At 43.7% G+C, this 26,933-nt stretch carries 23 protein-coding genes, 2 tRNA genes and 1 pseudogene; 10 read left to right on the forward strand and 16 right to left on the reverse strand.

Annotated elements, in window-relative coordinates:
- Positions 1–98 precede the first annotated feature (98 nt).
- The 4 genes from VEJY3_RS06655 (at position 99) to VEJY3_RS06670 (ending at position 1,634) form a co-directional block, all read left to right on the forward strand.
- On the forward strand, positions 99–761 hold the full coding sequence (locus VEJY3_RS06655) for a DUF2726 domain-containing protein (RefSeq protein WP_014231674.1): 663 nt from the start codon (positions 99–101) through the stop codon (positions 759–761).
- 166 nt (positions 762–927) lie between these two features.
- Positions 928–1,266 (forward strand): hypothetical protein, encoded by a 339-nt coding sequence (locus VEJY3_RS06660; protein ID WP_014231675.1) that lies wholly within the window; start codon positions 928–930, stop codon positions 1,264–1,266.
- Between the two features lie 179 nt (positions 1,267–1,445).
- Positions 1,446–1,522 (forward strand) — tRNA-Val (locus VEJY3_RS06665).
- Positions 1,523–1,557: 35 nt separating this feature from the next.
- Positions 1,558–1,634, forward strand: a tRNA-Val gene (locus tag VEJY3_RS06670).
- Positions 1,635–1,825: 191 nt separating this feature from the next.
- Here VEJY3_RS06670 and panF read toward each other — a convergent pair.
- On the reverse strand, positions 1,826–3,313 hold the full coding sequence (gene panF, locus VEJY3_RS06675) for a sodium/pantothenate symporter (protein ID WP_041170219.1): 1,488 nt from the start codon (positions 3,311–3,313) through the stop codon (positions 1,826–1,828).
- Complete coding sequence (locus tag VEJY3_RS06680) at positions 3,306–3,587, reverse strand: YhdT family protein (RefSeq protein ID WP_014231677.1); 282 nt, start codon at positions 3,585–3,587, stop codon at positions 3,306–3,308. Before VEJY3_RS06680 ends, panF begins: the two co-directional genes overlap by 8 nt.
- A gap of 285 nt (positions 3,588–3,872) precedes the next feature.
- On the opposite strand from VEJY3_RS06680, the gene VEJY3_RS06685 reads away from it, so the two are divergent.
- Positions 3,873–4,256, forward strand: a complete 384-nt coding sequence (locus VEJY3_RS06685) for an energy transducer TonB (protein WP_014231678.1) — start codon at positions 3,873–3,875, stop codon at positions 4,254–4,256.
- Between the two features lie 187 nt (positions 4,257–4,443).
- Here VEJY3_RS06685 and VEJY3_RS06690 read toward each other — a convergent pair whose 3' ends face one another.
- Entirely contained in the window at positions 4,444–5,421 is a 978-nt protein-coding gene (locus tag VEJY3_RS06690; RefSeq protein ID WP_014231679.1) for a GlxA family transcriptional regulator, read from the reverse strand.
- Positions 5,422–5,535: 114 nt separating this feature from the next.
- On the opposite strand from VEJY3_RS06690, the gene VEJY3_RS06695 reads away from it, so the two are divergent.
- Entirely contained in the window at positions 5,536–6,153 is a 618-nt protein-coding gene (locus VEJY3_RS06695) for a LysE family translocator (protein WP_014231680.1), read from the forward strand.
- Between the two features lie 87 nt (positions 6,154–6,240).
- Here VEJY3_RS06695 and VEJY3_RS06700 read toward each other — a convergent pair whose 3' ends face one another.
- The 4 genes and pseudogenes from VEJY3_RS06700 to VEJY3_RS06715 all read right to left on the reverse strand — a co-directional run bounded on the left by VEJY3_RS06700 (position 6,241) and on the right by VEJY3_RS06715 (position 10,822).
- Positions 6,241–6,666: a septal ring lytic transglycosylase RlpA family protein gene (locus VEJY3_RS06700; protein WP_049794662.1), complete on the reverse strand. Its 426-nt coding sequence runs from the start codon at positions 6,664–6,666 to the stop codon at positions 6,241–6,243.
- A gap of 367 nt (positions 6,667–7,033) precedes the next feature.
- The gene (locus VEJY3_RS06705; RefSeq protein WP_014231682.1) at positions 7,034–8,833 is read right to left on the reverse strand and encodes an amidohydrolase; all 1,800 of its coding nucleotides are present in this window, start codon (positions 8,831–8,833) and stop codon (positions 7,034–7,036) included.
- Between the two features lie 273 nt (positions 8,834–9,106).
- Positions 9,107–9,877 carry a DeoR/GlpR family DNA-binding transcription regulator gene (locus VEJY3_RS06710; RefSeq protein WP_014231683.1) on the reverse strand — a complete coding sequence of 257 codons (771 nt, stop codon included), beginning with the start codon at positions 9,875–9,877 and terminating at the stop codon, positions 9,107–9,109.
- Between the two features lie 123 nt (positions 9,878–10,000).
- Positions 10,001–10,822 (reverse strand): annotated as a pseudogene (locus VEJY3_RS06715) (HAD family hydrolase).
- Positions 10,823–11,182: 360 nt separating this feature from the next.
- On the opposite strand from VEJY3_RS06715, the gene nlpI reads away from it, so the two are divergent.
- The gene (gene nlpI / locus VEJY3_RS06720; RefSeq protein WP_014231684.1) at positions 11,183–12,124 is read left to right on the forward strand and encodes a lipoprotein NlpI; all 942 of its coding nucleotides are present in this window, start codon (positions 11,183–11,185) and stop codon (positions 12,122–12,124) included.
- Positions 12,125–12,211: 87 nt separating this feature from the next.
- On the opposite strand, the gene VEJY3_RS06725 is transcribed toward nlpI, so the two are convergent.
- From VEJY3_RS06725 to hcaE, 8 genes are all read right to left on the reverse strand, one after another.
- A complete protein-coding gene (locus VEJY3_RS06725) occupies positions 12,212–12,553 on the reverse strand; it encodes a DUF3316 domain-containing protein (RefSeq protein ID WP_014231685.1) in 342 nt (113 codons plus the stop codon).
- Positions 12,554–13,061: 508 nt separating this feature from the next.
- Positions 13,062–14,663, reverse strand: coding sequence for a malate dehydrogenase (quinone) (gene mqo / locus VEJY3_RS06730; RefSeq protein ID WP_014231686.1), 1,602 nt, complete (start codon positions 14,661–14,663; stop codon positions 13,062–13,064).
- A 440-nt stretch (positions 14,664–15,103) separates the two neighbouring features.
- On the reverse strand, positions 15,104–16,060 hold the full coding sequence (locus VEJY3_RS06735; protein ID WP_014231687.1) for a homocysteine S-methyltransferase family protein: 957 nt from the start codon (positions 16,058–16,060) through the stop codon (positions 15,104–15,106).
- A gap of 193 nt (positions 16,061–16,253) precedes the next feature.
- A complete protein-coding gene (gene hcaD / locus VEJY3_RS06740) occupies positions 16,254–17,459 on the reverse strand; it encodes a 3-phenylpropionate/cinnamic acid dioxygenase ferredoxin--NAD(+) reductase subunit (RefSeq protein WP_014231688.1) in 1,206 nt (401 codons plus the stop codon).
- Between the two features lie 9 nt (positions 17,460–17,468).
- On the reverse strand, positions 17,469–18,281 hold the full coding sequence (gene hcaB, locus VEJY3_RS06745) for a 3-phenylpropionate-dihydrodiol/cinnamic acid-dihydrodiol dehydrogenase (RefSeq protein ID WP_014231689.1): 813 nt from the start codon (positions 18,279–18,281) through the stop codon (positions 17,469–17,471).
- Positions 18,278–18,595: a 3-phenylpropionate/cinnamic acid dioxygenase ferredoxin subunit gene (hcaC, locus tag VEJY3_RS06750; protein ID WP_014231690.1), complete on the reverse strand. Its 318-nt coding sequence runs from the start codon at positions 18,593–18,595 to the stop codon at positions 18,278–18,280. The genes hcaB and hcaC overlap by 4 nt, the downstream gene beginning before the upstream one ends.
- Complete coding sequence (gene hcaF / locus VEJY3_RS06755; protein WP_014231691.1) at positions 18,595–19,113, reverse strand: 3-phenylpropionate/cinnamic acid dioxygenase subunit beta; 519 nt, start codon at positions 19,111–19,113, stop codon at positions 18,595–18,597. Before hcaF ends, hcaC begins: the two co-directional genes overlap by 1 nt.
- Positions 19,110–20,468 carry a 3-phenylpropionate/cinnamic acid dioxygenase subunit alpha gene (hcaE, locus tag VEJY3_RS06760; RefSeq protein ID WP_014231692.1) on the reverse strand — a complete coding sequence of 453 codons (1,359 nt, stop codon included), beginning with the start codon at positions 20,466–20,468 and terminating at the stop codon, positions 19,110–19,112. The genes hcaF and hcaE overlap by 4 nt, the downstream gene beginning before the upstream one ends.
- Positions 20,469–20,604: 136 nt before the next feature.
- Between hcaE and hcaR the strand changes: the two genes are divergently transcribed.
- From hcaR to VEJY3_RS06775, 3 genes are all read left to right on the forward strand, one after another.
- Entirely contained in the window at positions 20,605–21,498 is an 894-nt protein-coding gene (hcaR, locus tag VEJY3_RS06765) for a DNA-binding transcriptional regulator HcaR (RefSeq protein ID WP_014231693.1), read from the forward strand.
- Positions 21,499–21,775: 277 nt separating this feature from the next.
- Positions 21,776–23,158, forward strand: a complete 1,383-nt coding sequence (locus VEJY3_RS06770; protein ID WP_014231694.1) for an ATP-binding protein — start codon at positions 21,776–21,778, stop codon at positions 23,156–23,158.
- Between the two features lie 82 nt (positions 23,159–23,240).
- The gene (locus VEJY3_RS06775) at positions 23,241–23,678 is read left to right on the forward strand and encodes a DUF4157 domain-containing protein (protein WP_014231695.1); all 438 of its coding nucleotides are present in this window, start codon (positions 23,241–23,243) and stop codon (positions 23,676–23,678) included.
- Between the two features lie 486 nt (positions 23,679–24,164).
- Here VEJY3_RS06775 and VEJY3_RS06785 read toward each other — a convergent pair whose 3' ends face one another.
- Positions 24,165–26,924 carry a hypothetical protein gene (locus VEJY3_RS06785; RefSeq protein ID WP_014231697.1) on the reverse strand — a complete coding sequence of 920 codons (2,760 nt, stop codon included), beginning with the start codon at positions 26,922–26,924 and terminating at the stop codon, positions 24,165–24,167.
- Positions 26,925–26,933: the final 9 nt, after the last annotated feature.

Genomic DNA, 26,933 nt, shown 5'->3' on the forward strand with positions numbered 1-26,933 from the left:
TGAATCTCACCATTATTGCAAAATTGAGCCCTTTTGTTGCTCTGGTTAACGTTTCGATTTAGGCTTGAGCAACTTGTTGTTTTCGGCTCGATTTCTCTATGACCAACATTTTTATCATCGTAGTTCTTCTGGTTGTTTTTTTCTTCATTATTCAAAAGTATGTGCTCAAGCATGATGACACCCGAGACTACTCATATAGCTCAAAAGGTGCTTTGTTAAGAGGGCAAGAAGCTGCGTTTTTCAATGCCTTAAGAACGGCTGTTGGCGATCACGCGGTGATATTTAGCAAAGTTAATATGTCCAGCTTGGTTGCGCCGAGGGACATTAAAAACAAAAGGCAGCTTTTTGTAGCGAGTAACCGTATTTCCAGAAGCTATTTTGACTATGTAATTTGTGACCCGCGCACGTTAGAACCGCGAGTGATCTTAGAGTTGGATGATGGAAAGCCTCTCAACAAAGGCAAGGCTGCGCGACAAAAGCTGTTGATTCACGTGTGTAAAACAGCCAACTTGCCGTTAATTGGTACATCGATAAAACACAGCTATCAAGTAGGGCGATTACGTCGTTTACTTGCGGCCCACATCGATTTGATTGAGCCGGATAAAGAGGTGCGTTTTTGTAAAAAGTGCAGCAGCCCGATGATAATTAAGACAGCCAGCCAAGGCGAATTTAAAGGCCGACGTTTTTTTACGTGCAGCCGTCAACCAAACTGTACTTACACCGAGAACTACAACGTGGTGTTTGATGCTCCGGATGATTAACAATAGACGATTAGTCATCAAGAAAACGAAAAATAAAATGTAGCTTTTCTGGGGCTTTGACTTGTTTGAGTCAAAGCCTTTTTAGTAACTTAGGGCCAAGCATTTAGAAGTAATTTGGATATCAGTTCTATACTTTGAAAAGAGAAACAAAAAGTAGGTTAGTGCTATGCGATATGGATGGATTTTTGCTCTGTTGCTGTTCGTTTCAAATGCCAATGCTTTTCCTAATTTAAAGCCGTTGGAATGCAGGCTTACTGATACACCAGAAGACCATTTTTTGTTTTATCGAGATCAAATGGTTTATCACAGCGAGCAGTTTGTCATTTTTCAAAACTTCAAAGGGCGAGTTGTCACTCAAGTGGATCTTAAAACCGGCGAATTGATTCGTACCACCTATATCGGTGAACCATTTGAGCCTAAATACCAAATTCTGTTCGGTTCTTGTCCTGATGTTTCTTATACCTTACAGATCTGGATGCTGAGTGACGTACCTTATGATAATTAAGCAAAAATTCGAAAGTTACCTAGATCACATTTTTATACCCGTATTAGGTATGTTTCGCTTATAAATACGCCTAAAAACGGGTGTTGAGTTTACATTTTCGCCAAACGATTCAAAGTTAGTGAATTTATGCTTGCACCCCAGATAGCTTATGGCTAATATCCCACTCGTTCCAGAGAAATGCGTCCGTAGCTCAGCTGGTTAGAGTATCGCCTTGACATGGCGGGGGTCGGTGGTTCGAGTCCACTCGGACGCACCATTCTGATTTGAATGGTAAGCAGGAACACAAAATTTGGGTCCGTAGCTCAGTTGGTTAGAGTACTACCTTGACATGGTAGGGGTCGGCGATTCGAGTTCGCCCGGACCCACCAAATTTAGTTCTTCGTGAACAAACACAAAGCCCGCTTTATAGCGGGCTTTGTCGTATCTGGGGTTTATCTAATCCTGCCCAAATTACTCCATCTGAACTTTGCCTATATTTGCGGAATTGAGTCATTCCTTATTGGGCACAGTTAGGAACAATTGTGCCTATCTGTGCCCATGAGCATGTCGCTTTTATCAACTATCGCTCTTTCTGTGTGCAGTATGTTTTGACTGATACTAGCTCTTTGCTTTCAGAAGCATTCGGCTTCAATAAACTGCCGATAACGAACGTAAGCATGCCCGCAATCATCGTCGGAACGATGGGGTGAACACCACCCATATCGGGTTTGATCCAAACTAAGCTGATGTATACGCCTAGCCCGATGACCATGGAGCTAAATGCGCCGGTTGCCGACGCTTTTGACCAGTACAAACCAAATACCAGCGGCCATAAAAATACCGCCTGCAAACCACCCAATGCCACAAGGTTCAGCCAGATGATCATATCTGGGGGATTCGTCGCAGCAACAAAAACCAGACTGGCGAAGATAGCTGTCGTCCACAGTGAAATGCGGTTCAGTTTACTGTCTGCACGCTTGTCTTCAACGATCTGGGGATTGATATAGTTTATATAAAGGTCTTTCAGCAGCGTCGATGATGCCTGAATCAGCTGTGAATCGATAGTCGACATAATGGCCGCCATTGGCCCTGCGAGAAAAATTCCGGCAAACATCGGGGGCAGAACCGTCATCATCAGTGTTGGCATGATTTGATCCGGGCTGGCAACCTCTGGCACTAGTGCTCTGCCTAAGGCTCCGGTCAGGTGAGTTCCAAACATCAGTAATGCAATCATAATTGTACTGATCACCATACCTTTATGCAGAGAAGGGCTGTCTTTGTATGACATGCATCGTACAGCAGCCTGAGGTAACCCGATCACGCCAAAACAGACCAGAACCCAAAAGCTCAGGATGAACGGCTGACTCAGGAAATGATCCGGACCATATGGTGTCACCAGAGCAGGGTCAATGGAGTGAAGTTTAGTGACCAGGTTTTCCAGACTCCCACCAGCATGAATAACACCAGCCAGCAGAACGATGGTGCCGATGACCATCATCACCCCCTGAACGGTGTCGGTCAGAACAACAGCCCGGAAACCACCAATCGTCGTGTATATGCCGACTGTACAGGCGAATAACAGTAGCCCATTCTGATAGCTGATCCCAAGCACAGTTTGCAACAGGCGGGCTCCCCCAACAAATTGCACTACCATTGTTCCGAAAAAGGCCAGAAGCAGAGCAAGTGAAGAGAAGATCACGACTTTTCGGCTCTTAAAACGGGCATATAACATATCGTTGATCGTCACAGCGTTATGGCGTCTTGCTTCTATCGCAAATTTTTTCCCGAGAACGCCCAGAGTCAGCCAGGTAGCCGGCAGCTGGATCATTGCCAGCAACACCCAGCCCAGTCCCATTTTGTAAGCCGCTCCCGGTCCGCCGATAAAGCTACTGGCACTCGCATAGGTTGCCGCCAGCGTCATGGCAAGGACAAATCCTCCCATACTGCGGCTTCCCACGAAGTATTCGGTAAGAAAGTTCCCCGGCTTGTGATAACGGCGAGTCAGGAATGCCAGAGCGAAAACCGCAAAAAGGTAAATACATAAAGGAATAATAAGCTGGCTATTCATAATGTTCGTCATCGTATTTATCGAGAGGGATATCCTTATAAAGGTATTTAACCATTAGCGCGCATAGCACGGTAAAAAGGATGGGGCCAAGTACACATGACAATACAAACCACAGTGGCATGCCCCAGTATAATTGAGGGAGTTGCAGTTCGTCTTTTGGCGCAGAGAAAACATAGGCACCACAGTACCACCAGGCAAAGTAGCCCAGAGCAAGAAGTATCGCCCAACATGCTTCGCGATTGGCCTGATGGATAAGATCAGAGTTTTTTTGCATAAATTCACTGTTTAGTTAAATCGACTACCGTAGGAGGCATACTCTAAAACAATTGGACTAGAACATTAACAGGTGAGGCCTAATTTTCCATTTTTCAGTGGCTTTAGCTAGCAATACTCATCGTCAGCCTTCAATCAGGTCAACCTAGAGCGAATGCTCGATTTTGTGAACCAACCTTCTTTTATCCATTCAACCTGTTGATTATAAATTATAAGGTGGCTTAATAAGCTTCAGCATTATGCTACTCACCCCATAACAAGGTGTTATATTTTACAAGGAGTGTAAATGAGAATTTTGAGTTTATTATCGATAAGTCTTTTAGCTTTAAGTGGTTGTGCATCAAAGCAGGAAGTATATTTGACACAATCACCAATTAAAGTTGAGCTACAGGATTTACAAGATTATTGGGTTCAGACATCTGAAGATTTTAGGTTCAGTTTAAAGCCTCATATTGATGTGCCAAAAATAGGTGGTTATGTACAAATCAACTATTTAATAGACTCGAATGGAGAGATATTTAACCCTACAATTGTAGAGTCATCTCCCGAGGGGGAGTGGGATCTCATCGCGTTAAAGGCTTTAAGTAAACTAGAATATGTTCCGTCTGAATCTAATACATTAAAAATACCTGTTTACGTGACAAGTGAAATCAGTTTTCAAAGTAGATAAACTTGCCTAAAACTTATAAGTCTTCTTTCATTAGATAATCGTATCGTTTTGGCTGTGTCAGCAGCCAATTTATCTCGAACAATAAAGTTATCTTCACTTTTGCATTCTGATCATTTAGCAATGCCGAGAAAGACAGATTAAAAAATAAATTAGCCTCGAAAAGGGTTTAAATAAACACATCTCATAGTTAAATTATTGGATCGCGACGGCATTGCCCTGGTGTGATGCCAAATCTTTTTTTGAAAATCTTGCATAGATAGCTGATATCTCTTACACCAACTTCATCTGCAAGTTGCACAAGGTCATGGCTAGAATGCGTCAATCGCCAGTACACATGTTGTAAACGCAACTCTTGCCAATAGTGACGCGCGGAAACGCCAAGCTTTTGCTGAAATAAACGGTCCAATTGTCGTCGGCTGATGCCAATGAGCGTAGCAACCTGTTCAACGGTTATTGTCTGCTCTAAGTTTTCTTGCATTAAAGAGACCGCTCTATCCATATGACGATTCTGGTATAGTCCTTGATGTGACGATTTCAGGCGGTGCTGCATACTGCGGTTTTCATCAACCAGCATATCCGCTAAGCCTTTTTCTGCTTTTATCTGGCCAACATGTTTTTGCAAAATTGCCACCGCAAGATCGATAGCGGCACTTCCCCCAGTACAACTGATCAGCTTGCGATCAAAATGATAAAGTTGTTCATCTCGTACGACGACTTTAGGGTAGGTCGCTTTGAATTCACTATGATGTCGCCAATGAACCACGATTTGGTGACGGTTCAGTAACCCTAGCTCAGCAAGGGTAAAGCAAGCGTTATCGATGCTTACTATTGGTATTCCATTTGCGACAACAGTTCGAATAAAAGAGCGGTAATAAGCTGATTGTTGCTGTGATTCAATCGCAGTGCGACTACCAAACAGAACCACATAGTCAAAATCCGCAAGCTGAACTTCGCTAGGGTCGAGATCAACTTCAATCGGGATCCCGCTACTGGAAACAACTAAACCTTTGGTGTGAGATAAAATTTTCCATGAACAATACCGTTGTTGACTGTTATCGGCTTCATCTGCTGAAAAACGGAGTTTATCCAAGAAGCCGCCAAACGGAAGCATGTTAAAATTATTCAGAGGTATCAATAGAAACCGGACACCATTTTCTGCGTTCATTTGTCTCGCGCCCTTTGTCTAAATAGTCATGTTTTACGTCCAGAATATACCATAAACAATTTTGGAACTGAGAGATACTAAACCCAATTCAGTTTCTCAATTAATCGGTTATTTATGACGTTTGAAATTTGGTGTGTTTTTGCTTTGTCTGCTCTAGGTCTTGCTTGTGTGCCGGGCCCAAACTCACTTTTGGCACTAAGTCATGGTGCTCGATATGGTTATAAAAAGACAATTTGGACGATATGTGGGGGGATTAGTGGCTTTTTCATATTGATCACGGTAGCAATGCTAGGATTGGGCACGCTACTAGAAGCAAAACCTGAGTTGATGATTGGTCTTCAATGGTTGGGTGCGTTGTATCTTGCTTGGTTAGGTTTCAAGCTGTTCTTCGTATCAGCAGTGAGCATAGAACAAACAAGAAATGTGGTTTCTGTGTTGCCTAAGGAGCTGTTTAAGCAAGGGTATTTTGCAGCACTGTCCAACCCGAAAGTATTGTTATTTTTTACGGCTTTTTTAGCTCAGTTTATCAACCCAGAAGAAGCATTTATTCCACAGTTCCTGGTGATAACATTCAGCTTTCTTTGCATCGAGTTCGCTGTAGAGTTTAGCGTGGCAAGACTCGCTGATAAGGTTAAAACGCTACTTTTAACCAATGGGCGAATCTTCAATCAGTGTTGCGGTGCGATTTTCTTGCTGTTAGCAGCAGTGGCTGTTGTTAAAAGCCTATCATAACGGAACGGCATAGCTGTTGTTTCAGGGCTGTCACGAAAGGTTTTAGTCTGAGCCTTGTTTACTATCAAGCTGAATTCGAGCAGGGGTTTAGTTTTTATACCTAAAGGTATTACTATCATCAATAATCTCAATTTTGATCGGCACGACGCCTTTTTTGATGCTGCCTATTTGCTCAAATGCTTCTTGTGAAAGATCAATGACTCTGCCTTTTACAAAAGGACCTCGATCATTGATTTTGACATCTACCTTTTTGGCGTTTGCTGTATTAGTGACTCTCACGATTGTTCCAAAAGGTAAGCTTTTATGAGCTGCTGTGTAAGCTCCTTTGTTATATCGCTCACCACTTGCTGTACGTTTTCCGTGAAACTTTTGACTATACCATGAAGCTTTACCTGTAAGCTGATGCGATCTGGAATAACTTGTTGTTTTATCTTGGCTTATGGCCGAAGCGGAGGAACACCCAACTAACAAGTTAAGGATCAAAGCGACAAAAATGAGATTAAGTTTTTTCATGCGTTTTAGCTTGTTATACAACATGGTCAGGCTTGCCACTATTACATTAAGTCAGTAGAAAATTGAATGAGACAAGCGCTATCATTCAATACGATTGCTGATTGTTTCATAGACTGCATTTAGTTTGGTCATGGGTAAGAAAATTTTTGGATCTGAAATTACTAACGTTAGGCCCTTTTTGACGATTGAACGAGATGATTAATGTCCTCTAATAGTCTGTAAGAACGAACTGTATGCCAGTGAATCGCGGCGATTCATTGTTGTTTTTCAAATATATCCATATTTTAGAGATAGAGTTGGTTAAACAAATAGGAAGCACAACTGGCTTCCTAATTGTTTGTTAAAAGTAAGAGACTGAAAAAAGAGATCAGTGGGAGTGATGCAATAGTCCGGCAGAAATCATCGTGGCAGTTGCGATTTCCTGACATCGCTTAGTGTTTACGCAACTACCTGCGGCGACTTGTTGATCACTTGAATATACCGTTAGCCCTTCTTTTATCGTTTCTAATACTTTGATATCGGCCAGTGTTTCAGGTTTTGCCGTGAGCGGGTTCTCAGACAAAATAACCAAGTCAGCGAGTTTTCCTACTTCCAGAGAACCTTTGCTTTTCTCTTCTTTGTATTGAGTGGCCGCCCATAATGTTTGCGATTTTAATCCGTCCAGCGCCGACACGCGTTGTTTAGGCCCCAAAACATGCCCAGTACGACTTACGCGGTTAACTGTCGCGGAATAAACACGCATTGAGTTAGGTAGAGCCACAGGAGAATCATGGTGAGAGGTATAAATCATGCCTAAAGATCGAGCCCAGCCTGTTGGCGAGATATTCTCTGCTCGATCTTTGCCTAAAACGGAATTCATGTGCCAATCACCCCAATAGAAAGTGTGCATTGGGAAAAACGACGGAAAAACGCCCAAGCGCTTAAATCGCTCTACTTGATCTTTACGAGCGGTCTGCGCATGTATTGCGATAAAACCTCGGTCAGGTACACCGTGTTTTTTCTCACTCGCTTCAATACCATTAAGCAATTGATCAATTGCAGCATCACCGTTGACATGGGTTAACAATTGCCACCCATTACGGTGTGCTAACTCTATAAGCTCAGCGGCTTGTTCATCACTCATACTCGGGTAACCTTTGTAGCCTTTCTCTTGACCAACAGGTGGAACAAGGTAAGGTTCCGTTAGCCAAGCGGTTTTGCCTTGAGGAGAACCATCCAGATTAAGCTTAGCTCCTGCCACGCGGAATCCATTAGAATACTCACTTGAGTAATACGGAGGAGAGATAACCTCTTGAGCCACTTGAATATCAGGATACGCGGCCACATCGATAGGGAGTTTTCCCGATTGAGCTAAGTCGTACATGGTTTTCACCGCCGACGTTGAAGCGCGGCCTTCCTGAGCGGTGGTATAACCAAAACTTGCGTAAAGCTCCATACCCGCTTTAAAAATGACTTCATTCTCTTTGGCGTTGAGTTTGGCAAATAGCGGTAGCAAGGTCCCAAAGAAAGCAGTTTCTTCCAGCACACCATTAGGTGTTTTTCCATCACTCTCACGACGAATCTTACCGCCATCAGGATCGGTGCTCTCAGCCGTCAAACCTGCCAACTCCAATGCTTTAGTGTTCAACGTTGCTAAGTGACCTGACTGATGAATAATAAGTACCGGAAGGTCTTTAGATACTTCATCCAATTCTTGGCGAGTAGGATGCCTTTGCTCTTTTAGCTGTGAGTCATCATAACCAAACCCCAGGATGATTCCATGCTTGCCGTTTTCTGGCTTCGCCACCCAAGATCTTAGTTCTTCTTGCAGCGACGCAATACTATTTACATTACCATCAGGATCGGCAAGTAAGTTCGCAGATAATGCTTGAATGCCCGTGTTAAAAACATGTCCATGACCATCGATAAAGCCTGGAATTATCGTTTTACCATCTAAATCGACAATTTTCGTATGATCATCTCGTAACTTCATCAATTCTGATTCTTTATCGACCGCTAAAATGCGACCATTTTTAATCGCTAAAGCTTCAGTGGTAAGTTCGGAGTCATTAACCGTAATAATCTCGCCGCCAACATAGATCGTATCTGCAAAAGGTTTTGCTGGACTTGCCGCCCAAGTGGTCCCACTGGCGGAAAGTAAAGCGAATACCAAAGGTGAAATTCTCATGATGTTTCCCTCAAGGAACGTCGAAAAATGAATTGGTAGGAAGTAGAAAGTGTAGATTAATCAGGTAGATTTTTCCCAACTTATATCAAAAAGGTTTCATTTAAGGAGAAGAGTTTAGTCGAACGCTAAAATGGTAGGCGGTATTACAAATGCGCAAACAGACGGTTGACGAATGATGCTTACCAACTTTGTGTTAGGTAGAGTTGATAGGCCTAATTCAAGTTGTCTGAACGATAGTCGGCATATCAACTTTAGAAGCCTTAGAATTTTTCGTTAAAGAGGATTAGTGGTAATCACGGTGCAATCTAATTGGCTGAAATAATCTTTTGCTACCGTATTGCTTGGAGAACAGATTAGGTAATCAACGTCCTTAGATTCCATAAATGGGTAGGGGCCTAATGCTTCAATTTTGTCCTCAGTACATAACGCAACAATTGCGCCAGCTTTTGATGCTGCATGGCGTTTGAACTCGCCATCCTGATAGTGAATCGCGCTGAATCCTGCTTCAGACGACCAACCACAAATCCCCATAAAACAAAGATCAAATCGAAATTTGCTTAGTGCTTCAACGGCTGTAATGTCGATGGCCCCACCAACGGCATAATTCAATTCACCACCAATAAGAATGGTTCTGATATGTTGCCTTTCCAGTAGTCGGGTGGCGATAGCTGGGCTGTTAGTTACGACCGTTAAACCGATATCAGTAGGTAACAGGCTTGCTAGCAACATATGGGTACTGCTGGCATCTAGGAAAATGACTTGTTCTGCTTTGATAATAGTTAGTGCTGCAAGTGCTAAAGCCTGTTTTTCGCTATTTCTGTTCTCCAGGCGTTGCTCTTGCGTTCCTGTCGGTGGCACGAGAGACAGCGCACCGCCATGAATTCGTTTACATAATCCTTCATTGGCAAGAAAACGTAAGTCTCGACGAATCGTGGCTTCGGTGGTCCCAAGTTGCACGGCTAGGTCAGTTGCCATCACTTTATTATGAGATTTCAGTAAATTCAGGATTAACTGATGGCGTTCTTCTGGTGAAAATTTTTCCATTATCATTTTCTATTCATGAACTAGTGCAACCATTATAAACAAACACGCTTTGTGTTCATATCTGTTCGTTTATGCTTGTCGAGTTTCCATCTTTAAAGTGGCCAGCCCAACTTAAGGAACAGGTTATGATTTTGTTTGCAGGGCTAGGAACTGTAAAATCGTGTGCATTACGCCATCTTCATCATTTGAACGGGTAATATAGTTTGCCGCCGCTTTCGTTTCTTCAAAAGCATTACGCATGGCAAAGCTAAAGTGAGCACGTTCCATTAGCTCGATATCATTGAATCCGTCTCCAAATACCATGGTTTCAGCTTCTGTCGCTCCGACGATGGATTGCAGTTTTTCAACGGTGGTTCCTTTGTGAACGCCAGCATTCGCAATATCGATCCATGCAGCTTCTGATACAACGATATAGGCTTGTTCGTCAAAGTGAGAGAGTTGAGGACGAATTAGTGGACACTGTTTGTTCTCATCATAAACAGTGATCTTAACGAAGTCAGAAGCAATATCTTCATATGAATCGACCAGTTTTACCTCGGCATAAGAACGTCTCACTAAGGTGCGTAAATGCTCGGGTGTATCTCTTTTGATGGCTGCAAATTCAGGAGTACATGCAATCACAATATGTGAACCTTCGATAGTTTCTAATTGCTGAATGATATTAAGACCTAACGTATTGTTGAGAAGAGATTGATAAATAAATTCTCCCTAGTGTTTGATACGAGTAGCACTGTCTCCGAGTATCCAAAAATCTTTGCTTTGCTCACCAAATAGTTCTTCAACACGCTCAACTTGCTTGCCAGTACAAGGGGCGAACTTCACACCATGCTCTTGCATGCTAGTGACTACCTGCTGGAATAACTCGCGGTTGTAATCCCCATGACGGTTTAGAAACGTCCCATCCATATCCGTGATAATCAGTTTAATCACTATTGCATTCCTCATTTTTTAATCGGTCACTGAAGCAATAAAAACACAAGTGGACATAATGATCAACAAATGAACATCATTTTGATTGTTTGAGTTCATTGGTGTTTGTTTTTGTTTATGCTCCCTTGCGAGTAGCACTTGATGGCTTGACGAAATAATGATTAGCCAATTTGTGTGGAGAGCTATGCATTTCGATAACACGCAAATAGACAGCAAGGAAAAGACATTTAAGTAAAGTGATCACTAACTAGATCAGTAACAATGAGATCCTTATTGAGTATTTGGTTAATAGTTGGCAATTTGATTATTTTTTGTGCTATAAAGGTGCTCGAATGACTCCCAAGCTGATTCAGGGAGTAGAATTGGAGTAAAGATATGGTTAAATGGTATAAGTTTTATAGTCTAGGTGCGCTGATTGTTTTGACAGGATGTAACCCTGTTGAGCAAGACATTTCACAAGAAAGCTCAACCCGAAATGAAAAACAATTAGTTTATCCAGCTATGGCTGTACCGTTGCAACCGAATGCAATGGCAGAGGCTAATATTGCAAAACTAAATCAGCTCCTGACAGATAAAGAACTCGACGATGAGGCTCGTGCAGAAATCTATTTAAAACGAGGTCTCTATTATGATGAGATTGGGTTAAGAGATTTGGCGAGTACAGACTATGCCAAGTCGCTGGAGATCAACCCTCAACAACCTGATATCTACAATCTGCTTGGGATGTACTACACCCAACTGAGTCAGTTTGATGCTGCCTATGACGCATTTTATTCATCTCTTGAATTGGACCCGAGTAATAAGCAGGCTATCTACAACCGTGCAATTGCACTTTATTATGGTGGAAGACCAGAACTTGCACTGGAAGATATGAAAACTTTCCATGAGGACAACCCGAATGATCCTTTCCGTGCTATCTGGTTATACATTATAGAATCGGACGTTGATAAAACTGCAGCAACGGCAAAGTTACAAGAGAGTTATAAAAACCGCACCGATGAGTGGGGTTGGGTGTTAGCGGGTATACTGCTAAACGAAATAACTGAAGAAAATGCTGTTAAACTGGTTACTAATAGCACAACAGATAATAAAGTGATGGCACAGCGACTTACCGAAGCTTATTTTTATTTAGGTAAGTATTATATGGAACATGGCGATATGAGCCGAGCGCTATCAGTGTACAAGTTAGCCATATCTTTGAACGTATGCAGTTATAATGAGCATAGCTATGCATATTTAGAGTTAGAACGTATTTCCAAAGATTTTAAAGCTGCGAAAGAAGCGGGTAATACAGAAAAATTTGTTAGTTTAAACTAAATACCATCTGAAGATACCTAAACAGAAAAGGCGAACAACTCACTGAGTCGTTCGCCTTTTTTATTAATTCAATTCAAAACCTGTCGTTTAGCGACCGTCTTCATTAACTCTGTAGTTGAAATCAACGTCAACAATGGCACGATACTCAACAGTACCTCTAGATACTGGGACTTCCTCAACCCTCACTTGAGCACTTTCTACATTCATACTATGTCCGACAACGCTTTGACCAGTAGGATTCAGTTTCCAACGTAACTGGTTGTCATTTGCGCTCGCTAGTGAATCGTACATATTGAAACCAGCATTGATCGCTTCTTCTTTACTAGCAAATGTATCTGAGTATAGTTTTTTGTTGTTTTGAACCATCCGTTCACCAGCGGTAGCGGTAAACGCAAAAAACATACATAAGATTGTAATTAACGCTTTCATAACAGTACCTTATAATGAACAGGATATTAGGCACACACAAAGACTAAGTTCCAATTCATTTGTTCTTGATGTCATCCCGATAGTCATCTTTGTCACAATCTTGCAAGCTTTCTGCTATCTGAAAATGAAAAAACGGCTATCTGAAAATGAAAAATCAGCTTCGACTTGTATGGGTGTACTCTCAAAAACAGAGAACCCATACATAAAAAGTAGCACTAATTTGACCTCGATCAAGTTTTGATGGATATTAGCTGAGTGTTTTGTCATTAATAAATATGGGACAGCTGGCCATATTTATTCTTATGTTCTTAGTGATTGCTTTTTAGTCGTTCAATGAGCCCACAAGAGTATTTGGGTTTAGACTGAGAAGTGCAGGAGTTTATGTCAGGCTCAGGTTTTTCCTTACATTTCATACATTTGAAGAAAAAAATGCCGCCCTCAACGGGCGGTATTTTAGTTATGGAAGTTGAGTAGAAGAGGGGAATAAAACGTTGAAAACCGCAGGAGGTTAAGCCCTGCAGGCATAAACTGGTTCGTTTTGTTCCACTATGCTTTCTTTACTCGAGCGAACCTCAAGTAAGTCCTGCTCTAAGTGCAGTATTTCACTCGTTGTACGTAAAATTTCCTGATTCAATTGAGGGTGTTCGATTAATGGCAACCCATATGATGGAATCATTTCTTTAATTTTATGCTTCCACTTATCTGAAGCCATCTCGTTACTGAAACAACGTTCAAGTAATTGAAGCATTATCGAAGTCGAAACAGATGCACCGGGTGATGCGCCTAATAAGGCGGTGAGGCTACCATCTTCAGCGTGAACAAGTTCGGATCCGAGGTGTAATTCTCCACCTTTACCTAGCACATGCTTTATGATTTGGACGCGCTGACCTGCTTGTACCAAAGACCAATCCTTGATGTCTGCCGATGGGAAAAATTCGCGCAGTGCATTCATTCGGTCTTCATTGCTCTGTGTTAGCTGGCCGATAAGGTATTTGATAAGATCAAAGCTCTTCATGCCTACTTGTGTCATTGGCAGTAAGTTTGATGGGCGTACGGAATTAAACAAGTCTAATAAAGAACCATTTTTCAGGAACTTACTTGAGAAGGTTGCAAATGGGCCGAATAGAACCACTTCTTTTCCATCTATGACTCGGGTATCCATATGTGGCACCGACATGGGTGGGGCACCGACGGGAGCTTTGCCATATACTTTGGCTTTGTGGGCTTTAATGATGTCAGGTTTTTCGGTCACTAGGAATTGACCACCAACAGGAAAACCACCATAGCTTTTGGCTGCTTTTATTCCTGATTTTTGCAGGAGCGTAAGGGATGCTCCTCCTGCGCCTATAAATACATATTTGGTATGAAGGGTACGCGTTTTGTTGCTACTAAAATCCTTCACTTTTAATTTCCAGGTACCATCAGGCTGGTGTTTCAGTGAACGGACTTCGTGTTGCAAGTTGAGTTTGAAGTTGTGATTTGTTCCCAGGGCGTCAACCATGTGATGTGTCAAAGCGCCAAAGTTCACATCGGTACCAAAACGAGAACGGGTGGCCGCAACAGGTTGGCTTGGATCGCGGTTTTCCATCAGTAATGGAGCCCAAGAGCAGATCTGTTGTTCATCTTCTGAATAAACCATGCCATCAAAAAGAGGAATAGTTCGAAGCAATTTGAAGCGTTTACGCAGAAACTCGACATTGTTTTCGCCAGTGACGAAGCTCATATGAGGAGCACTTTTGATAAAGCTACCTGGGTTACCAATGGTGCCTTCCTTTACCAGATAGGACCAAAACTGACGAGACAATTGAAATTGTTCATAAATATCAACAGCTTTACCTATCGTGACCTGGCCATTCGGCATCTCTGGCGTATAATTAGATTCCGCAAGAGAGGCATGCCCCGTTCCGGCGTTATTCCATGCGTTGGAACTTTCTTGAGCGACATCATCAAGGCGCTCAAACATTTCTATTGTCCAGTTGGGCTCTAGTTGTTGGATGAATGTACCGAGCGTCCCGCTCATGATACCTCCTCCGATTAAGACAATATCAACCATTTTTTCTCTGTCAGAACTGAGCTGGTTTAATTCATTTATACCAGTTGCGTTGTTCATTGGGGTGTAATCTCTCTCTAAAATAACAAGTAGTCGAAAGCGAGGGATACGTTATTGTCTTCAAAAGTATTATTTTTTTATTTTTTATAGTTATTTACGATTGTTAAAATCGCTTGGGTCGATCAGGTTGTTAAGTGCCTCCTGATTGAGCTCTCTTTATACGTTTACGGATAAATACAGCCCATAGATAAGTGATCGAGAATAATAGGGGCACCGACTGTACCACGTCGGGTGATGAGATCGCCACCGTTGTGATGCTTGGGAAATGAAAAATTTTGTGAACTAGCAGCAATGTTACGGGGGCGCTATCTATAGGCTTGATTCATCACTTCTGGAGTCACGTGGTTGTCTTTGGTTCGCATTATCACTTTTCTCTTAGTAAACAAAAACAAAGCCCATTTGTTAGAGAGCTTTGTTGTAAGTTTAAACCGAAAAGTAAGCTAATCTTCTTTGGCTTTAGCCGCGATGACCTGTTTGGTTATCTCGTCCAAGTGGTTATCCCAGGTTCCGCAACAGCCACCCCAAATGTCCATGTGTGGGTATCTTTTAGCCAGGTCGCCACATTGCTCGCCCAGTTCTACGGGATCGCCATCCTCGAGATGTCCAAGCTTACACAGCGCGAGTTTTTCCATCTTGGACGCGTTCGGTCGAACGCCTCTGATGCGATGTATCCAGTCACTATTCTCAATCGCAGGTTCATATTCCACTGGGTGAGAGCAGTTGATCAAATAAAATTCGACTGCGTTGTCTGTTTCTCTATCAATCGTTTTTATTGCCTCGGCTAAGCTGGGGCCTGAATTGAGTTTCGAACTGCTATCTAATGTCAGTGAAATGGCAAGAGGCACACCGATTTTCTGAGCTGCTCGGACAACACCGATTGATTCAGGGATGTTATTGAAGGTGATGGCCAACGCTAAATCGACATCCGCTTTTTTCAAGGTCTCTAACTGAACAGAGTGATAGTCTTCGGCTTCATTCTCCGTGATCTTGTGATTGGTGGAATAGGCGTCGCCTCGTGGTCCGATTAAACCTTGGAACAGAACTTCCGGAATATCTGTGGCGTACTCTTTTGCGACCTCACGAAGAAACTCAATACATTGAATATTGGCGTCAGCGAGACTTTGTGCAGAGTAGCCCAATAGCGCTCCCCAGTCAGGACTGGCGCGGTAGTCGAGCCCACCCATAAGTGCACAGACCTTATGTTTCGCCGCGACGTCCAGATAACTTCGGAACATCTCTCTCATCTTTTCAACCGCTGCTGGGTTATCGAGTAGGGGGTACATGGCAAACTGGGGTAAATCAAAACCGTACTTATACATCAGTTCCGTTTCCGTCCCTCCCTCTGTTAGATAAAGTCGTCCATCTTGTTGAGTAGGAAAAGATTTTTGCGCAGCCATGATAAACCTCCATCTTGTTTAGATGAGAAATGTTCTTTGAAGTTTAGAAACAGTTCGTCATTAATGGCAATTATAATGATGGAATTGTTAATAGGTTTCTTAATGAGGTGTTGTCAGTGGTCTGACTCGTTTGGTTAGGAACACAAAAAGTAGCCGAGAGTGGCTCGGCTACTTTGTCTTGGCAGAGGAGAGGTCATTTTAACAGGCTTTTTAGTGCCACAGTCTCATCAGTTATGGACGGTATCTCGACAACTGTACCTGAATCGATCAACTTTCTTAGTACACGGATTTCGCGACCTTGATTTAAAGTGATGGCGCCTTTTACCTGATTGTCTACTACGTTAAACCAGATTGCTTTGTGAGTTGATACATCACCACGGATTATCCAGTGCTCACCGTGAATATCACCCACAAACTGCAGATTAAGATCGTATTGATCGGTCCAGAACCAGACCGCACCAGGTTGACTAAAAGGTTGCTCCAGCATTGCCGAGGTTGCGATATCGGCTTGTTGGTTGGCATTTTCCCAAGTTTCTTTGCGTACCAGTTGACCTTGCGCATTTTTACACAGGGTGACGTCTCCAGCGGCAAAGATATTTGGGTTGGATGTCTGACATTGGTTATTCACGATAATGCCGTTGTGTGTTTCCAGACCAGCCTGTTGAGCGAGCTGATCGTTTGGTTCAATACCTATGCCGTATACTACTCGATCGCCTTTGATTTGCTGGCCGTCCTGCAGCGTAAGGGTGACGTCACTAGCGGATTCGACTAACTCAATTTGGGCATTGAAGTAAAACTTTACGCCACGATTTTGGTGATAATCTAGCAGAAATTCTTGTACCGGCTTAGGTGTGTTGCGTCCCATCAATACCGGAGCGGCTTCAATTACGGTCACTTCACATCCGCTTTGGCGCGCGCTGGCGGCAACTTCCAGACCAATAGTTCCGGCACCGACAACGATGATACGCTCCTGTTTTTGCAGATGAGGCCTCAAGGCTTGAGCATTTAGACGATGACGTAAAGTCAACGCTCTCTCTCCGAGTTCATCTAATAACGGAAAACGGCGTGCACAAGCTCCGGTAGTGATTAGCAACTTATCAAAGTCGATAAACGTACCATTCTCTAGGCAAAGTCGTTGCTGTTGCGGTTCAATAGCTTTTACCGTGTATTGCTGCATTATGTTGACTTTATTTTGCTGCCACCAGTCGCTTGGCAGGATAAATTGCAACTGGGGATCGTCATCTAATAGTGCCGCTTTTGACAAAGGTGGACGCTCATAGGGCATAACGGCTTCATCACAAATTAGTGTGAGACGTCCATCAAAGCCTTTTTGGCGCAAATAGGCGGCAGCCATCGCTCCCGCCTGGCCGCCACCTATGATTACAAAGTGTTTTTCCATGGATTCTCCTTACAGATCCAAACCTGCTGCAACGTGACGAATACCACGAATACCAAGACCGGCATCGGCATTGATCATCACGCCTGTCAGCGTTCGGTTATTGCGTCGCGACGCTAGCATCACGTATGGTCCGGTAAAATCTTGGGTTTCTGGCATAGACTGAAGCGGTAGAATTGCTGCTACTTTTTCGGGGGTTAGTGAATCCATAATCGCGCAGTCTTGCTGATTGAGTGATTTAGGACCACGAAGATCCGTCGCCATACCACAAGGTCCAACGCCGTTAACACGCACTTTTGGTGCTAGCTCGTAAGCCAGCTGACGGATTAGACCGACCGCAGCATGTTTACTGGCCGTGTAAAGTGGACCTCCACCACCCGGATACCAGGCGGCGTTGGACAGGGTAAAAATCATGCTGCCCTGGCTTTCAATCAAAGCTGGTGCGGCGGCCTTGGCTCCCAGAATGTAGCCAAGCACGTTAACACCAAGCAATTCGCTGAACCCTTGCTTTAAATTCTCAGCCGGAGTTTTAACCAGCGATGCATTGTGATCCCAGATACCAGCATTACCAATGAAGCAGTCCAATTTACCAAACTTAGTTAGGGCTGCGTCTACAACACGCTGGTTATCTTCCACTGATGTTACGTCACCCTGAACGGCGACAATTCGGCCTCCAAACTGGTGCTTAAGAGAGGCTATTTTGTCTGCAGAGATGTCGAGCGTGGCAATGTTTGCACCTTCTTCAATAAAGCGCTCTATTAGTGCCAGCCCGAGTCCGGAACCACCCCCGGTAATTAAGACGACATTGTCTTGTAAATCACTCATGACGCCTCCGGTAAATCAATGTAGACGGTGCCGTCCTCAACACTGACCGGGTAGGTGGCAATGGCATCGGTGGCAGGAAGGCATAGTGCTTTCCCCGTTTTTAGACAAAAACTGGCGGCATGTAGCGGGCATTCCACTGTCGCATCATCTTCCAAGTAGCCTTCAGACATAGAGGCGTTACCATGACTGCAACGATCATTCATCGCATAAAATTCGTCGCCAACATGAAACAGTGCGATAACTGGGTCGGCATCAATCCGGAGAGCCTCACCTTCCGGTAACTCATCAACGAGGCAAGCTTTAATTCGGTTCATCAGAAAAGCACACTAAGGTTATGAGAATTGATAGTCGCTTGGTCGAGAACAATTTCTCGTTTTAACAAGCTCCAGTTGTTGTCGGTATTGGTTTGTTTCACCAAGTCAAAACGAGTGCCGACATAGAAGGTTTCATCGCGTTCTTTTTGTGCGCGATACAGTATGTAATTGACTCTCGCGGCAAAAACACCCGGTAGTTCAGTCTCTTCCACCTGACAGTTGGTAATTAAGTGGCGAGTTCTTGAAGGTGGTTCTTCCGCCCATGCCATACCGGTTTCCAGGCGGGCAATGCGTCGTTCAAGCTGTGACTTGGTATCATTAAAAATCCATGTCGTCGGTGGCTGCTTGCCTTTGCGACGATCACGGGTTTGAGCATTCACAGTAGTGCGCATTGTATAAACCAGCTCGTCATCCAGAAGTTCTAGCCAATCGCGGAACTTCCAGTCATCGAGTAATGTGGCTTCATGAAATAAGAATTGACTGATTTCGTGATGAATTTGAAGAGATACTGGTTTCATTTCAAAACCTCCTGTTGAAAAGCATCAGTCTTGGTTTGAATTTCATCCCAGCTTTCACTCGTTAGTAGGTCTGCCCAGCGCTGATACATGCCGCGTGCCGCTGTTTCTGAGAAGATATAGTTGGTGATACCTGGAACACCATCTTCACGCTGCTTTTCCTGACCTAGTCCCATTTCAAGACACAAAGTGCTATTTCTAGCTCGGTGACCTTTAAGTAATTTCTGAATTTCGCACCAGTTTTCTGAATCATCCTGTTCAAGGAAACCAGCAGGACCAAATGCGCGAGTGGCACTGTTTTCGAATGCGGCTTTTACTTCATCAGAGGCCGTTTTGTCAGTGATACAGAATGCCCATACTTCTACCTGATCAGGTCCTTTTGGGTGCCAGACACGCAGCGTAGCTGTACCATTTAGCCATGATAAAGTCGGGAAGATGTTGTTGTGACCAGCTAAGCGTAATGCACGGACTTCTCCAAGACGTTGTTTAGCTTCTTCGTAGGTGTCTCGGTAATAACGGGCTACTTCGCCATCGACCCATACGTTTGCATCTGGGTTTTCTGTAAAGAAGAAGCCGCTGCCATGACCATCTTGTCCAAACTGAACAGCATCTTTGGCTGTTTCCCAGACTGGTCGGGCAGTCTGATCTGCACCAAGTTTTCTGTCGGAGTCATCATTGGCACCTAACACCTGCACCGCAGAGGCATGCGAGAAGAGTGCATGATATTGATCACTGGCAAATTGCTCAGCTGGGAATTTCCAATTACAGTCGATCACCCATTTCTGGACACCACCTACGATTTCGGTTCCACCCTCGCGGCGATCTAATACACCATCCAAATACCAGGCGATATCCCCTAAATATTCTTTAAGATCCGGAGCACTGGTATCCCAGTTAGCGAAAATCAATCCCTTGTAACTTTCGACACAAGGTACTTCATTCAGGCCCCACTGTGATTTACACAGACCTTGGGGATAAGCACGTGGTTCGAGCGGTACATCGATCAAGTTACCGTCGATACCGTATGACCAGCCATGATAAGGGCAGGTAAAAGCTCGAGTATTTCCGCAGTCACCATTGCTGACGCGCATAGCGCGGTGACGACACTGATTAAGGAAAGCTTTGATGCTGCCATCTTTTTGGCGTACAACAACTACAGCGTCTTCCCCCATGTAAGTGTTAAAAAAATCACCGGGTTTAGGAATTTGGCTTTCGTGGGCTAAAAATAGCCAGCATCGACCAAAAATTCTTTCTAATTCAAGTTGATATATATCAGGATCTGTATAAATACTTGGGGTGACACGGCCATTTGTGCTATCGATCAGACTGTAGATGTCCAGTTTTGAGTGTGTGGTCATATTATTGATATCCTCGGGTTACAGAGTTATTGACCTTATTTGTAGAGTCCCTAATCATGTTGCAGATTGGTAGGGAAAGTGTGAAATAGTTAATTTGTATTAAGTAATCGTTTTCACCTATAAATAGGATAAAACCATGGAATTAAGGCACTTACGTTATTTTGTTGCTGTTGCGAAAGAGTTAAATTTTACTCGGGCTGCGGCGAAGTTACATACATCACAGCCATCGTTGAGTAGTCAGATAAAGGATTTGGAAGAGTGCGTGGGCGTGCCGTTGCTAATGCGTAATCGAAGAAAAGTGACGATCACTGCTGCGGGGGAGTTATTTCTTAAGGAAGCTATTTCGATATTGGAGATGGCTGAAAACGCCAAGATTAAAGCAAGACAGGCAATGTTAAACGATAAATCAATAACGATTGGTTTTGTGCCTTCAGCAGAAGTTAACGTATTACCTGAAGTGCTCCCGTTACTACGACTTGAAAATCCGGATATGCAAATAGAGTTGAGTAGTGTCATCACCACGGAGCAGGAGTCCCAAATACTCGACGGTCAGCTTGATGTAGGCTTCATGCGTAACCCTGTTATTAGCCCATTTGTAGAACGTATTGTTGTGTTTAGTGAGCCGCTAATCGTGATGTTGCCCGTATCGCACCCTTTGGTTTCGCACTCTGAGATTAGTCCGTCGATGCTCAATGGGCAGGATTTTATTGCCACAGATCCGCTTTATTCAGGGGCCTTGTCGCCAATGGTTAAAGATTATCTTAATTCCACTGAATGCCAACCAAATATTGTACAGACGTCGACTAATATCTTGGTTACGATGAATTTGGTTGGGATGGGATTAGGGCTTACTATATGCCCGGGTTATATGGAAAAATTTAATCCAGGTAATGTGGTTTTTCGCCCATTACAAGGAGAAGCACCACGTTTTGATCTTATTATGGCGTGGAATAAAGATAATCAAAATCCAGCTTTGCAGGAACTGGTTTCAATTGTGAAGTCAAAATTTAATGAGCCGAGAATTAATTAATTCCTTTTATTGAAATAAATATCTCTTGTTTTAATTTAATAACGGATAGCCAAATCGAAGTTTATTTTTTGCCACACCCGATTTTTTCTAGTGGGATATATTTTCCCATACCTTGCTGTAAGTGATCTTTCTTGGAAAATAACTTGCCCATTTAATTATCCAAATTGGTATGAGTCGAGCAAGTCCGCGTATCATACATTACCAATAACCCAGCTTTGCCTATACTTTTACAGACTGGTTGAATGAGCAATGAGTTGTGTATGGTGGAGATGGCTAAATGGCGTTAATCGATAGCGATTACTATGGTGATAACCCAAACAATACAACGGCTAATATGGTAGCACTGTATCGGGAAGTGGACTGGCTAACCAATGTTATTAGCCAAGTTATCTGTAGCTATCTAAAACAAGACGGACATGAGCAGCATTGGATTGATATTCCTCCACCAGATACAGCACCCGGTAGCAGTTTGTATGCTGACATGCTCATTGACTGGGAGTTAAACGTTTTTGAACGACTCGCATTAGCCTTGGCAATGGCGCCTTCAATCCGTCCCGATGCACTGGATTTCTTTTTTGGTCTTAACGGGATGATTGATCGTCCATTCACCGAGTTTGGTGGCGTCGCTGATCGAACATTCAGCGGTTTCGTACCTACGGGCCAAACGCTCAATTTTTTAATCAGTGCCAATAACCCTGAATGGCGTGTCCATACGATGTCTATTCTCTCTTCCCAACATAAGCTGATGGCAGAGCAAGTCACAGAGCTGCTCTCTGTTGAGTCAGGAATCCCAAGTTTAGCAGGTGTCTACCGTTTGAATGACCACTGGCTAAATTATTTCATTACGGGTGAGCAGCATCGGCCAGAGTTAAGTACGAGCTTTCCCGCACATCCGTTAGATACGCCGCTAGAATGGTCGGAATTGGTGTTGGAGCATAACGTAATGAGCCAGATTGACGAGATCCGCGCCTGGCTCGCCCACGGCAATACTCTGATGCAAGACTGGCAACTGGCGAAAAAAGTAAAACCCGGCTATCGAGCTGTGTTTTCTGGGCCACCCGGTACAGGGAAAACACTGACGGCTGCATTGCTTGGTAAGTCTACTGGCAGAGACGTGTATCGGGTCGATTTGTCGATGGTGGTTTCAAAGTACATAGGGGAAACCGAGAAAAATTTGTCGCGCGTATTCGACGCTGCCAGTTACAAAGAGTGGATACTGTTTTTTGATGAAGGCGATGCTCTGTTTGGCAAACGGACTGAAGCCAGTTCTTCAAATGATCGCCATGCTAACCAGCTTACGGGATACTTATTACAAAAGATTGAGGACTTTCCCGGAACGGTGATTGTTGCGACCAATTTGAAAAGCAATATGGACGAGGCTTTTACTCGTCGATTCCAAAATATGGTGCATTTCACCATCCCCGGCCCAGAGGAGCGCTTGCAGCTGTGGAAAAATGCCTTCCACAATGTATGTGATCTTGCTGATGACGTTGACTTAAACAGCATAGCTAGTGATTACCAGATGGCTGGTGGGCAAATTATTAATGTCCTTCGGCAATGCGCTCTAACAGCAATACGTCGAAACGAACGAATTGTATATCAACAAGATATTATCTCGGGCATTCGGAATGAGTTCAAAAAAGACAACAAACTGGTCTAAATTGGTGTTTGCGCTTTATTGCATAATGCACGTTCGATCCTAGACTCAATGTAAGCTAGAGCAACGTTTGAGGATAACCAAAGTGTTTTCTGAGCTTAAAAAACAGTCTACTTCACAGTCCAAAGAATCTGTCCAACGTAAATCTGGTCAATCAAGCGCGCAAGTCTTGGAAGATAACCGTGAATCTAATGCTATTCAGCGTCAACCGAACCGCACAGGCCTACCGGACAACTTAAAGTCTGGTATGGAACGCCTTAGCGGCCAGAGTCTTGACCATGTCAAAGTGCACTATAACTCCAGCAAGCCGGCAGCCGTTCAGGCTCACGCGTATGCGCAGGGCAGCGATATCCACCTTGCATCCGGACAGGAAAAACACTTACCTCACGAATTGGGACACGTCGTTCAGCAAATGGAAGGGCGGGTCCAGCCAACAACCTCAATAGGAGGAATGGCGGTCAACGATAACCCATCTTTAGAAAATGAAGCTACGGATATGGGGAATAGGGCTTTGAAAATGTGATTGATAGTTAGGTTGTTCTGAATAGCAATTTATCGCGATAGATTAACGAGGGATTAATATATGTACGAGCACGTAAATAACTCTAGAGAAAATAAAAATAGATCTATCTCTAATGCTGTTACACAAAAGAGAAGTGCAGTCAGCCGACGTCTAGAGTTGGTGGATAATCGATGTGAAACAGTCATGCAAAGAAAGTCGTCACCAGTGGTTCAATTTGAGCGGACTGTGTCAAATAGGATGAAAGAAAATATGCAAGAGTCTTTGGCCAGAGTGTTTGGAGGTCCAGCAAATCGTTACGAGATAGATCAAGAATCAGGATCAACTTTTAGTGATGGAGCGCCACACTTTACTACTGGTCATCACGGAGTGAAGGTTACCGACACAACAACTGGTGTAATGTACTCGTGTGATTTTCATCGTGATGGCGCTTATTATACCAGAGGGTGAGGATGTTATACGCCGGTCAAGTAATGCAAGGTATTAAACTTACGGCTTATCCCCCTCCATTGTCAGCCATCTGACCACCAACAATATCCATATAATTAATGCCATAAATCCAAGTAATATCGGAACCTGATAGGCTTTAAAGTATGGGTCTGCGACAAACACCAACATTAATGCAGCCAGAGAGCCGATACATAGCAGGACGAATGGCAGCTGAACGAGATATTTTCTGAGTTCGTAATACCAGTTGCTAATAATGAGTACGGCGGCAATACCAATAAAGACAACAAACAGTATCGTGCGTAATAACCATCGGTTTGGACAGATCCAGTCCATCACAACCAGAATCTGCTCTTGTAATGCAGCGAACATGGATGGTAGTGACGAAGTTTTTGGATAAAAGGTGTCATCCACCAATTGCTGGCTTAGGTCATTCAGTGGGATTGGCTGGTAAGCCGCTCCGATAAAGCTCCAGCTTGAAAGGCGAAGTAGCTGTGTTAGCTCGATTTCTGAGTTACGGTTAAATTCAGTAATGAGCATAGGAACAATCTGTTTAAACAGTTTTTCGACCGCGAGCTGATCGCTTTGGTTGCTCAACCAGTGATGGAATTCCTGTATTTGAGTCAGTTCTTGTTGTGCGATGGCCTCTTGAGATGAATCGCTTTGACCACTTGATCCAGTTGTGTCAGCGGTATCAACCTGAGGGCGTATGATCATTAAATTTGTCACTTGGCCAAGAGCATTGAGGTTATCAAATTGATAGAAACTGGAAGAGTCTCCACTAAGAACCTGATTGGCAGGTATAACAACGTTGAGAAAATAGCGATCGTGTGGACTTGCTACAACATCGCTACTGCTGGCAATGTCGGATCCTTCTTGCTTGAGTAAAGCAAATTTGAGTTCGCGTACAAAGGTAATAAATATTTGCTGACTTTGTGACGTTTTCAGCACCGATAAGTCGATATCCAATGTAATACCATCGCCAATGCTAGGGACTGGTTCGATACCTAAGGTCATGATTGGCTTCATTCTATTAATGAAGCTGCTGTCGAGCGGTTGATCAATGGCGTCTACCAATTGATCGATTAACGGCTTATCCAAAAGCTCGATTAGGGACACTAAAGTTAAGTCTCTTGGCGTTGTCACAACAAGGTCGACCTCGCTGCGATAGCGATGAGCCAATCGAATAAACTGAGTATTATCTGGCTCTGGCTTCCAATTCGGCGGTAAGACTAACAAACTACCACTGTTGCTTGGCTTTGCCACTGCCCCAAAAAAGCCGATGCGGTCAAGCTGACTAAAATTGATGACTTGCTGTTCTTCGGATTGATACCAGTATGGAAAAAAGCCATAGAAAGTTGCATCGTTAAAAATGGAGTCGCGACTGTCCTGACAACCACAACCCGCAGGTGCTTCCCAGACCACTGGTGTACTTGTATCAGGAGCAAGCCCTGATTTATAGGCTACTTTGAGTACATTCTCGGCGTCGCTCGACGAAGTATCTATACCTTCAAGCGTCATTGCCGCTTGCATCAAATACTCGCTGGCGAAAACCTGATTAGCAATAGGCTCAAGTAGTTTTTGCAGACTAGCAGGTACGACGTAGATGTTTTGCTTTTGCAATGCGGTTGCAAGGGTATCGCTGTCTAGCTGCCAGGTTATCAAAGGCGCGGTGGTTTTCGTTGTCGCAGTGGTGCTGCTTTCTGTCACACTCTTTCCATCATCAGCCGTTTGTGGGCTGGTGTCACTGTTGCTTTCACCGTCAGATGTTGTTGAACTTTCTGTAGAGCTGCTATTTGAATCTGAAGCAGAAGAAGCCGTTGAATCAGTATTGGAGCTTGAACTAGGCGCAGAACTGGACGTTGAGCTTGTACTAGAACTAGAACTAGAACTAGAACTAGAACTAGAACTAGAACTAGAACCGGAGTCTGTCGTTGTATCGGAACTTGAATCAGACTCTGTAGCGTCACTATTTTTGCTGGTTTGGGATGTGGTGGTACTTTCGGTTTCACTATTACTTTGTGTCGCTTGGTCAATACTCTGAGATTGAATAAAGCTGTTAAGGTCCAATGCTGGGTTGAACGTGACATCAAGCTGATCAATAAGCGTCACTAACTGGTTATAGAGTTCGTTTCTTTGTGAGAACTGCTGCTTTCCTAAGGCGGTGAGTGCAGTGAGCGTCGCTTGTCTGTTGAGGTCATTATCAGTCAGTTGGTAGTAATAGCTTGGTATATTGGCTTGAGAGCCTGACGATGAAGAACCAGTAGAGCCGGGAATCAGATCTGGCGCTAAGAGCTCAGCCAGTTGTGATGAACTCAAAGTTAGCAGTTCTCCTGAGTCTACACTGTCTCTCCAGTTCGGGAATACGGCACTAATTTCTGCCGCACGTGCCAGATCTTTCAGCGTTGTGTCAACAAAATCTGAACTGCTGCCGGAGGTTTCACTTACGGTATCCGACACGTTGAAATCATTACAAAAATTAATCAGCCACTGGCGAGTCACTGGCCCGAAAATGCCGTCGGTTAACAGCCTTCCATTGGACTTTAATGCCGCCTGATAAGTCGCGTCAGGCTGGTAAATCACCTTCAATTGCTGCTGAATGACGCGCCCGTTATAACGGGAATCTTTGGTTGGCAATTGGCCGCTGCAACTGTAGGCGAAAGTCGATGCCGATGGAGCTTGTGCCGACACCGATAAAAAGGACACCCAGATTATTGTGGCGACTAGTAGCCAGCGCAGCACAGTGCGGCCGTGGTTGATTAGATGATGACTATGAATCAGGTTCAGGAAGAAATCATTCATGATAAGTTA

This window comes from Vibrio sp. EJY3 (assembly GCF_000241385.1).
Lineage (GTDB): Bacteria > Pseudomonadota > Gammaproteobacteria > Enterobacterales > Vibrionaceae > Vibrio > Vibrio natriegens.

Coding starts and splice junctions, on each gene's coding strand:
- VEJY3_RS06655 (WP_014231674.1), top strand. CDS start 99: ATGACCAACATTTTTATCATCGTAGTTCTTCTGGTTGTTTTTTTCTTC.
- VEJY3_RS06660 (WP_014231675.1), top strand. CDS start 928: ATGCGATATGGATGGATTTTTGCTCTGTTGCTGTTCGTTTCAAATGCC.
- panF (WP_041170219.1), bottom strand. CDS start 3,313: ATGAATAGCCAGCTTATTATTCCTTTATGTATTTACCTTTTTGCGGTT.
- VEJY3_RS06680 (WP_014231677.1), bottom strand. CDS start 3,587: ATGCAAAAAAACTCTGATCTTATCCATCAGGCCAATCGCGAAGCATGT.
- VEJY3_RS06685 (WP_014231678.1), top strand. CDS start 3,873: ATGAGAATTTTGAGTTTATTATCGATAAGTCTTTTAGCTTTAAGTGGT.
- VEJY3_RS06690 (WP_014231679.1), bottom strand. CDS start 5,421: ATGAACGCAGAAAATGGTGTCCGGTTTCTATTGATACCTCTGAATAAT.
- VEJY3_RS06695 (WP_014231680.1), top strand. CDS start 5,536: ATGACGTTTGAAATTTGGTGTGTTTTTGCTTTGTCTGCTCTAGGTCTT.
- VEJY3_RS06700 (WP_049794662.1), bottom strand. CDS start 6,666: ATGAAAAAACTTAATCTCATTTTTGTCGCTTTGATCCTTAACTTGTTA.
- VEJY3_RS06705 (WP_014231682.1), bottom strand. CDS start 8,833: ATGAGAATTTCACCTTTGGTATTCGCTTTACTTTCCGCCAGTGGGACC.
- VEJY3_RS06710 (WP_014231683.1), bottom strand. CDS start 9,877: ATGGAAAAATTTTCACCAGAAGAACGCCATCAGTTAATCCTGAATTTA.
- nlpI (WP_014231684.1), top strand. CDS start 11,183: ATGGTTAAATGGTATAAGTTTTATAGTCTAGGTGCGCTGATTGTTTTG.
- VEJY3_RS06725 (WP_014231685.1), bottom strand. CDS start 12,553: ATGAAAGCGTTAATTACAATCTTATGTATGTTTTTTGCGTTTACCGCT.
- mqo (WP_014231686.1), bottom strand. CDS start 14,663: ATGAACAACGCAACTGGTATAAATGAATTAAACCAGCTCAGTTCTGAC.
- VEJY3_RS06735 (WP_014231687.1), bottom strand. CDS start 16,060: ATGGCTGCGCAAAAATCTTTTCCTACTCAACAAGATGGACGACTTTAT.
- hcaD (WP_014231688.1), bottom strand. CDS start 17,459: ATGGAAAAACACTTTGTAATCATAGGTGGCGGCCAGGCGGGAGCGATG.
- hcaB (WP_014231689.1), bottom strand. CDS start 18,281: ATGAGTGATTTACAAGACAATGTCGTCTTAATTACCGGGGGTGGTTCC.
- hcaC (WP_014231690.1), bottom strand. CDS start 18,595: ATGAACCGAATTAAAGCTTGCCTCGTTGATGAGTTACCGGAAGGTGAG.
- hcaF (WP_014231691.1), bottom strand. CDS start 19,113: ATGAAACCAGTATCTCTTCAAATTCATCACGAAATCAGTCAATTCTTA.
- hcaE (WP_014231692.1), bottom strand. CDS start 20,468: ATGACCACACACTCAAAACTGGACATCTACAGTCTGATCGATAGCACA.
- hcaR (WP_014231693.1), top strand. CDS start 20,605: ATGGAATTAAGGCACTTACGTTATTTTGTTGCTGTTGCGAAAGAGTTA.
- VEJY3_RS06770 (WP_014231694.1), top strand. CDS start 21,776: ATGGCGTTAATCGATAGCGATTACTATGGTGATAACCCAAACAATACA.
- VEJY3_RS06785 (WP_014231697.1), bottom strand. CDS start 26,924: ATGAATGATTTCTTCCTGAACCTGATTCATAGTCATCATCTAATCAAC.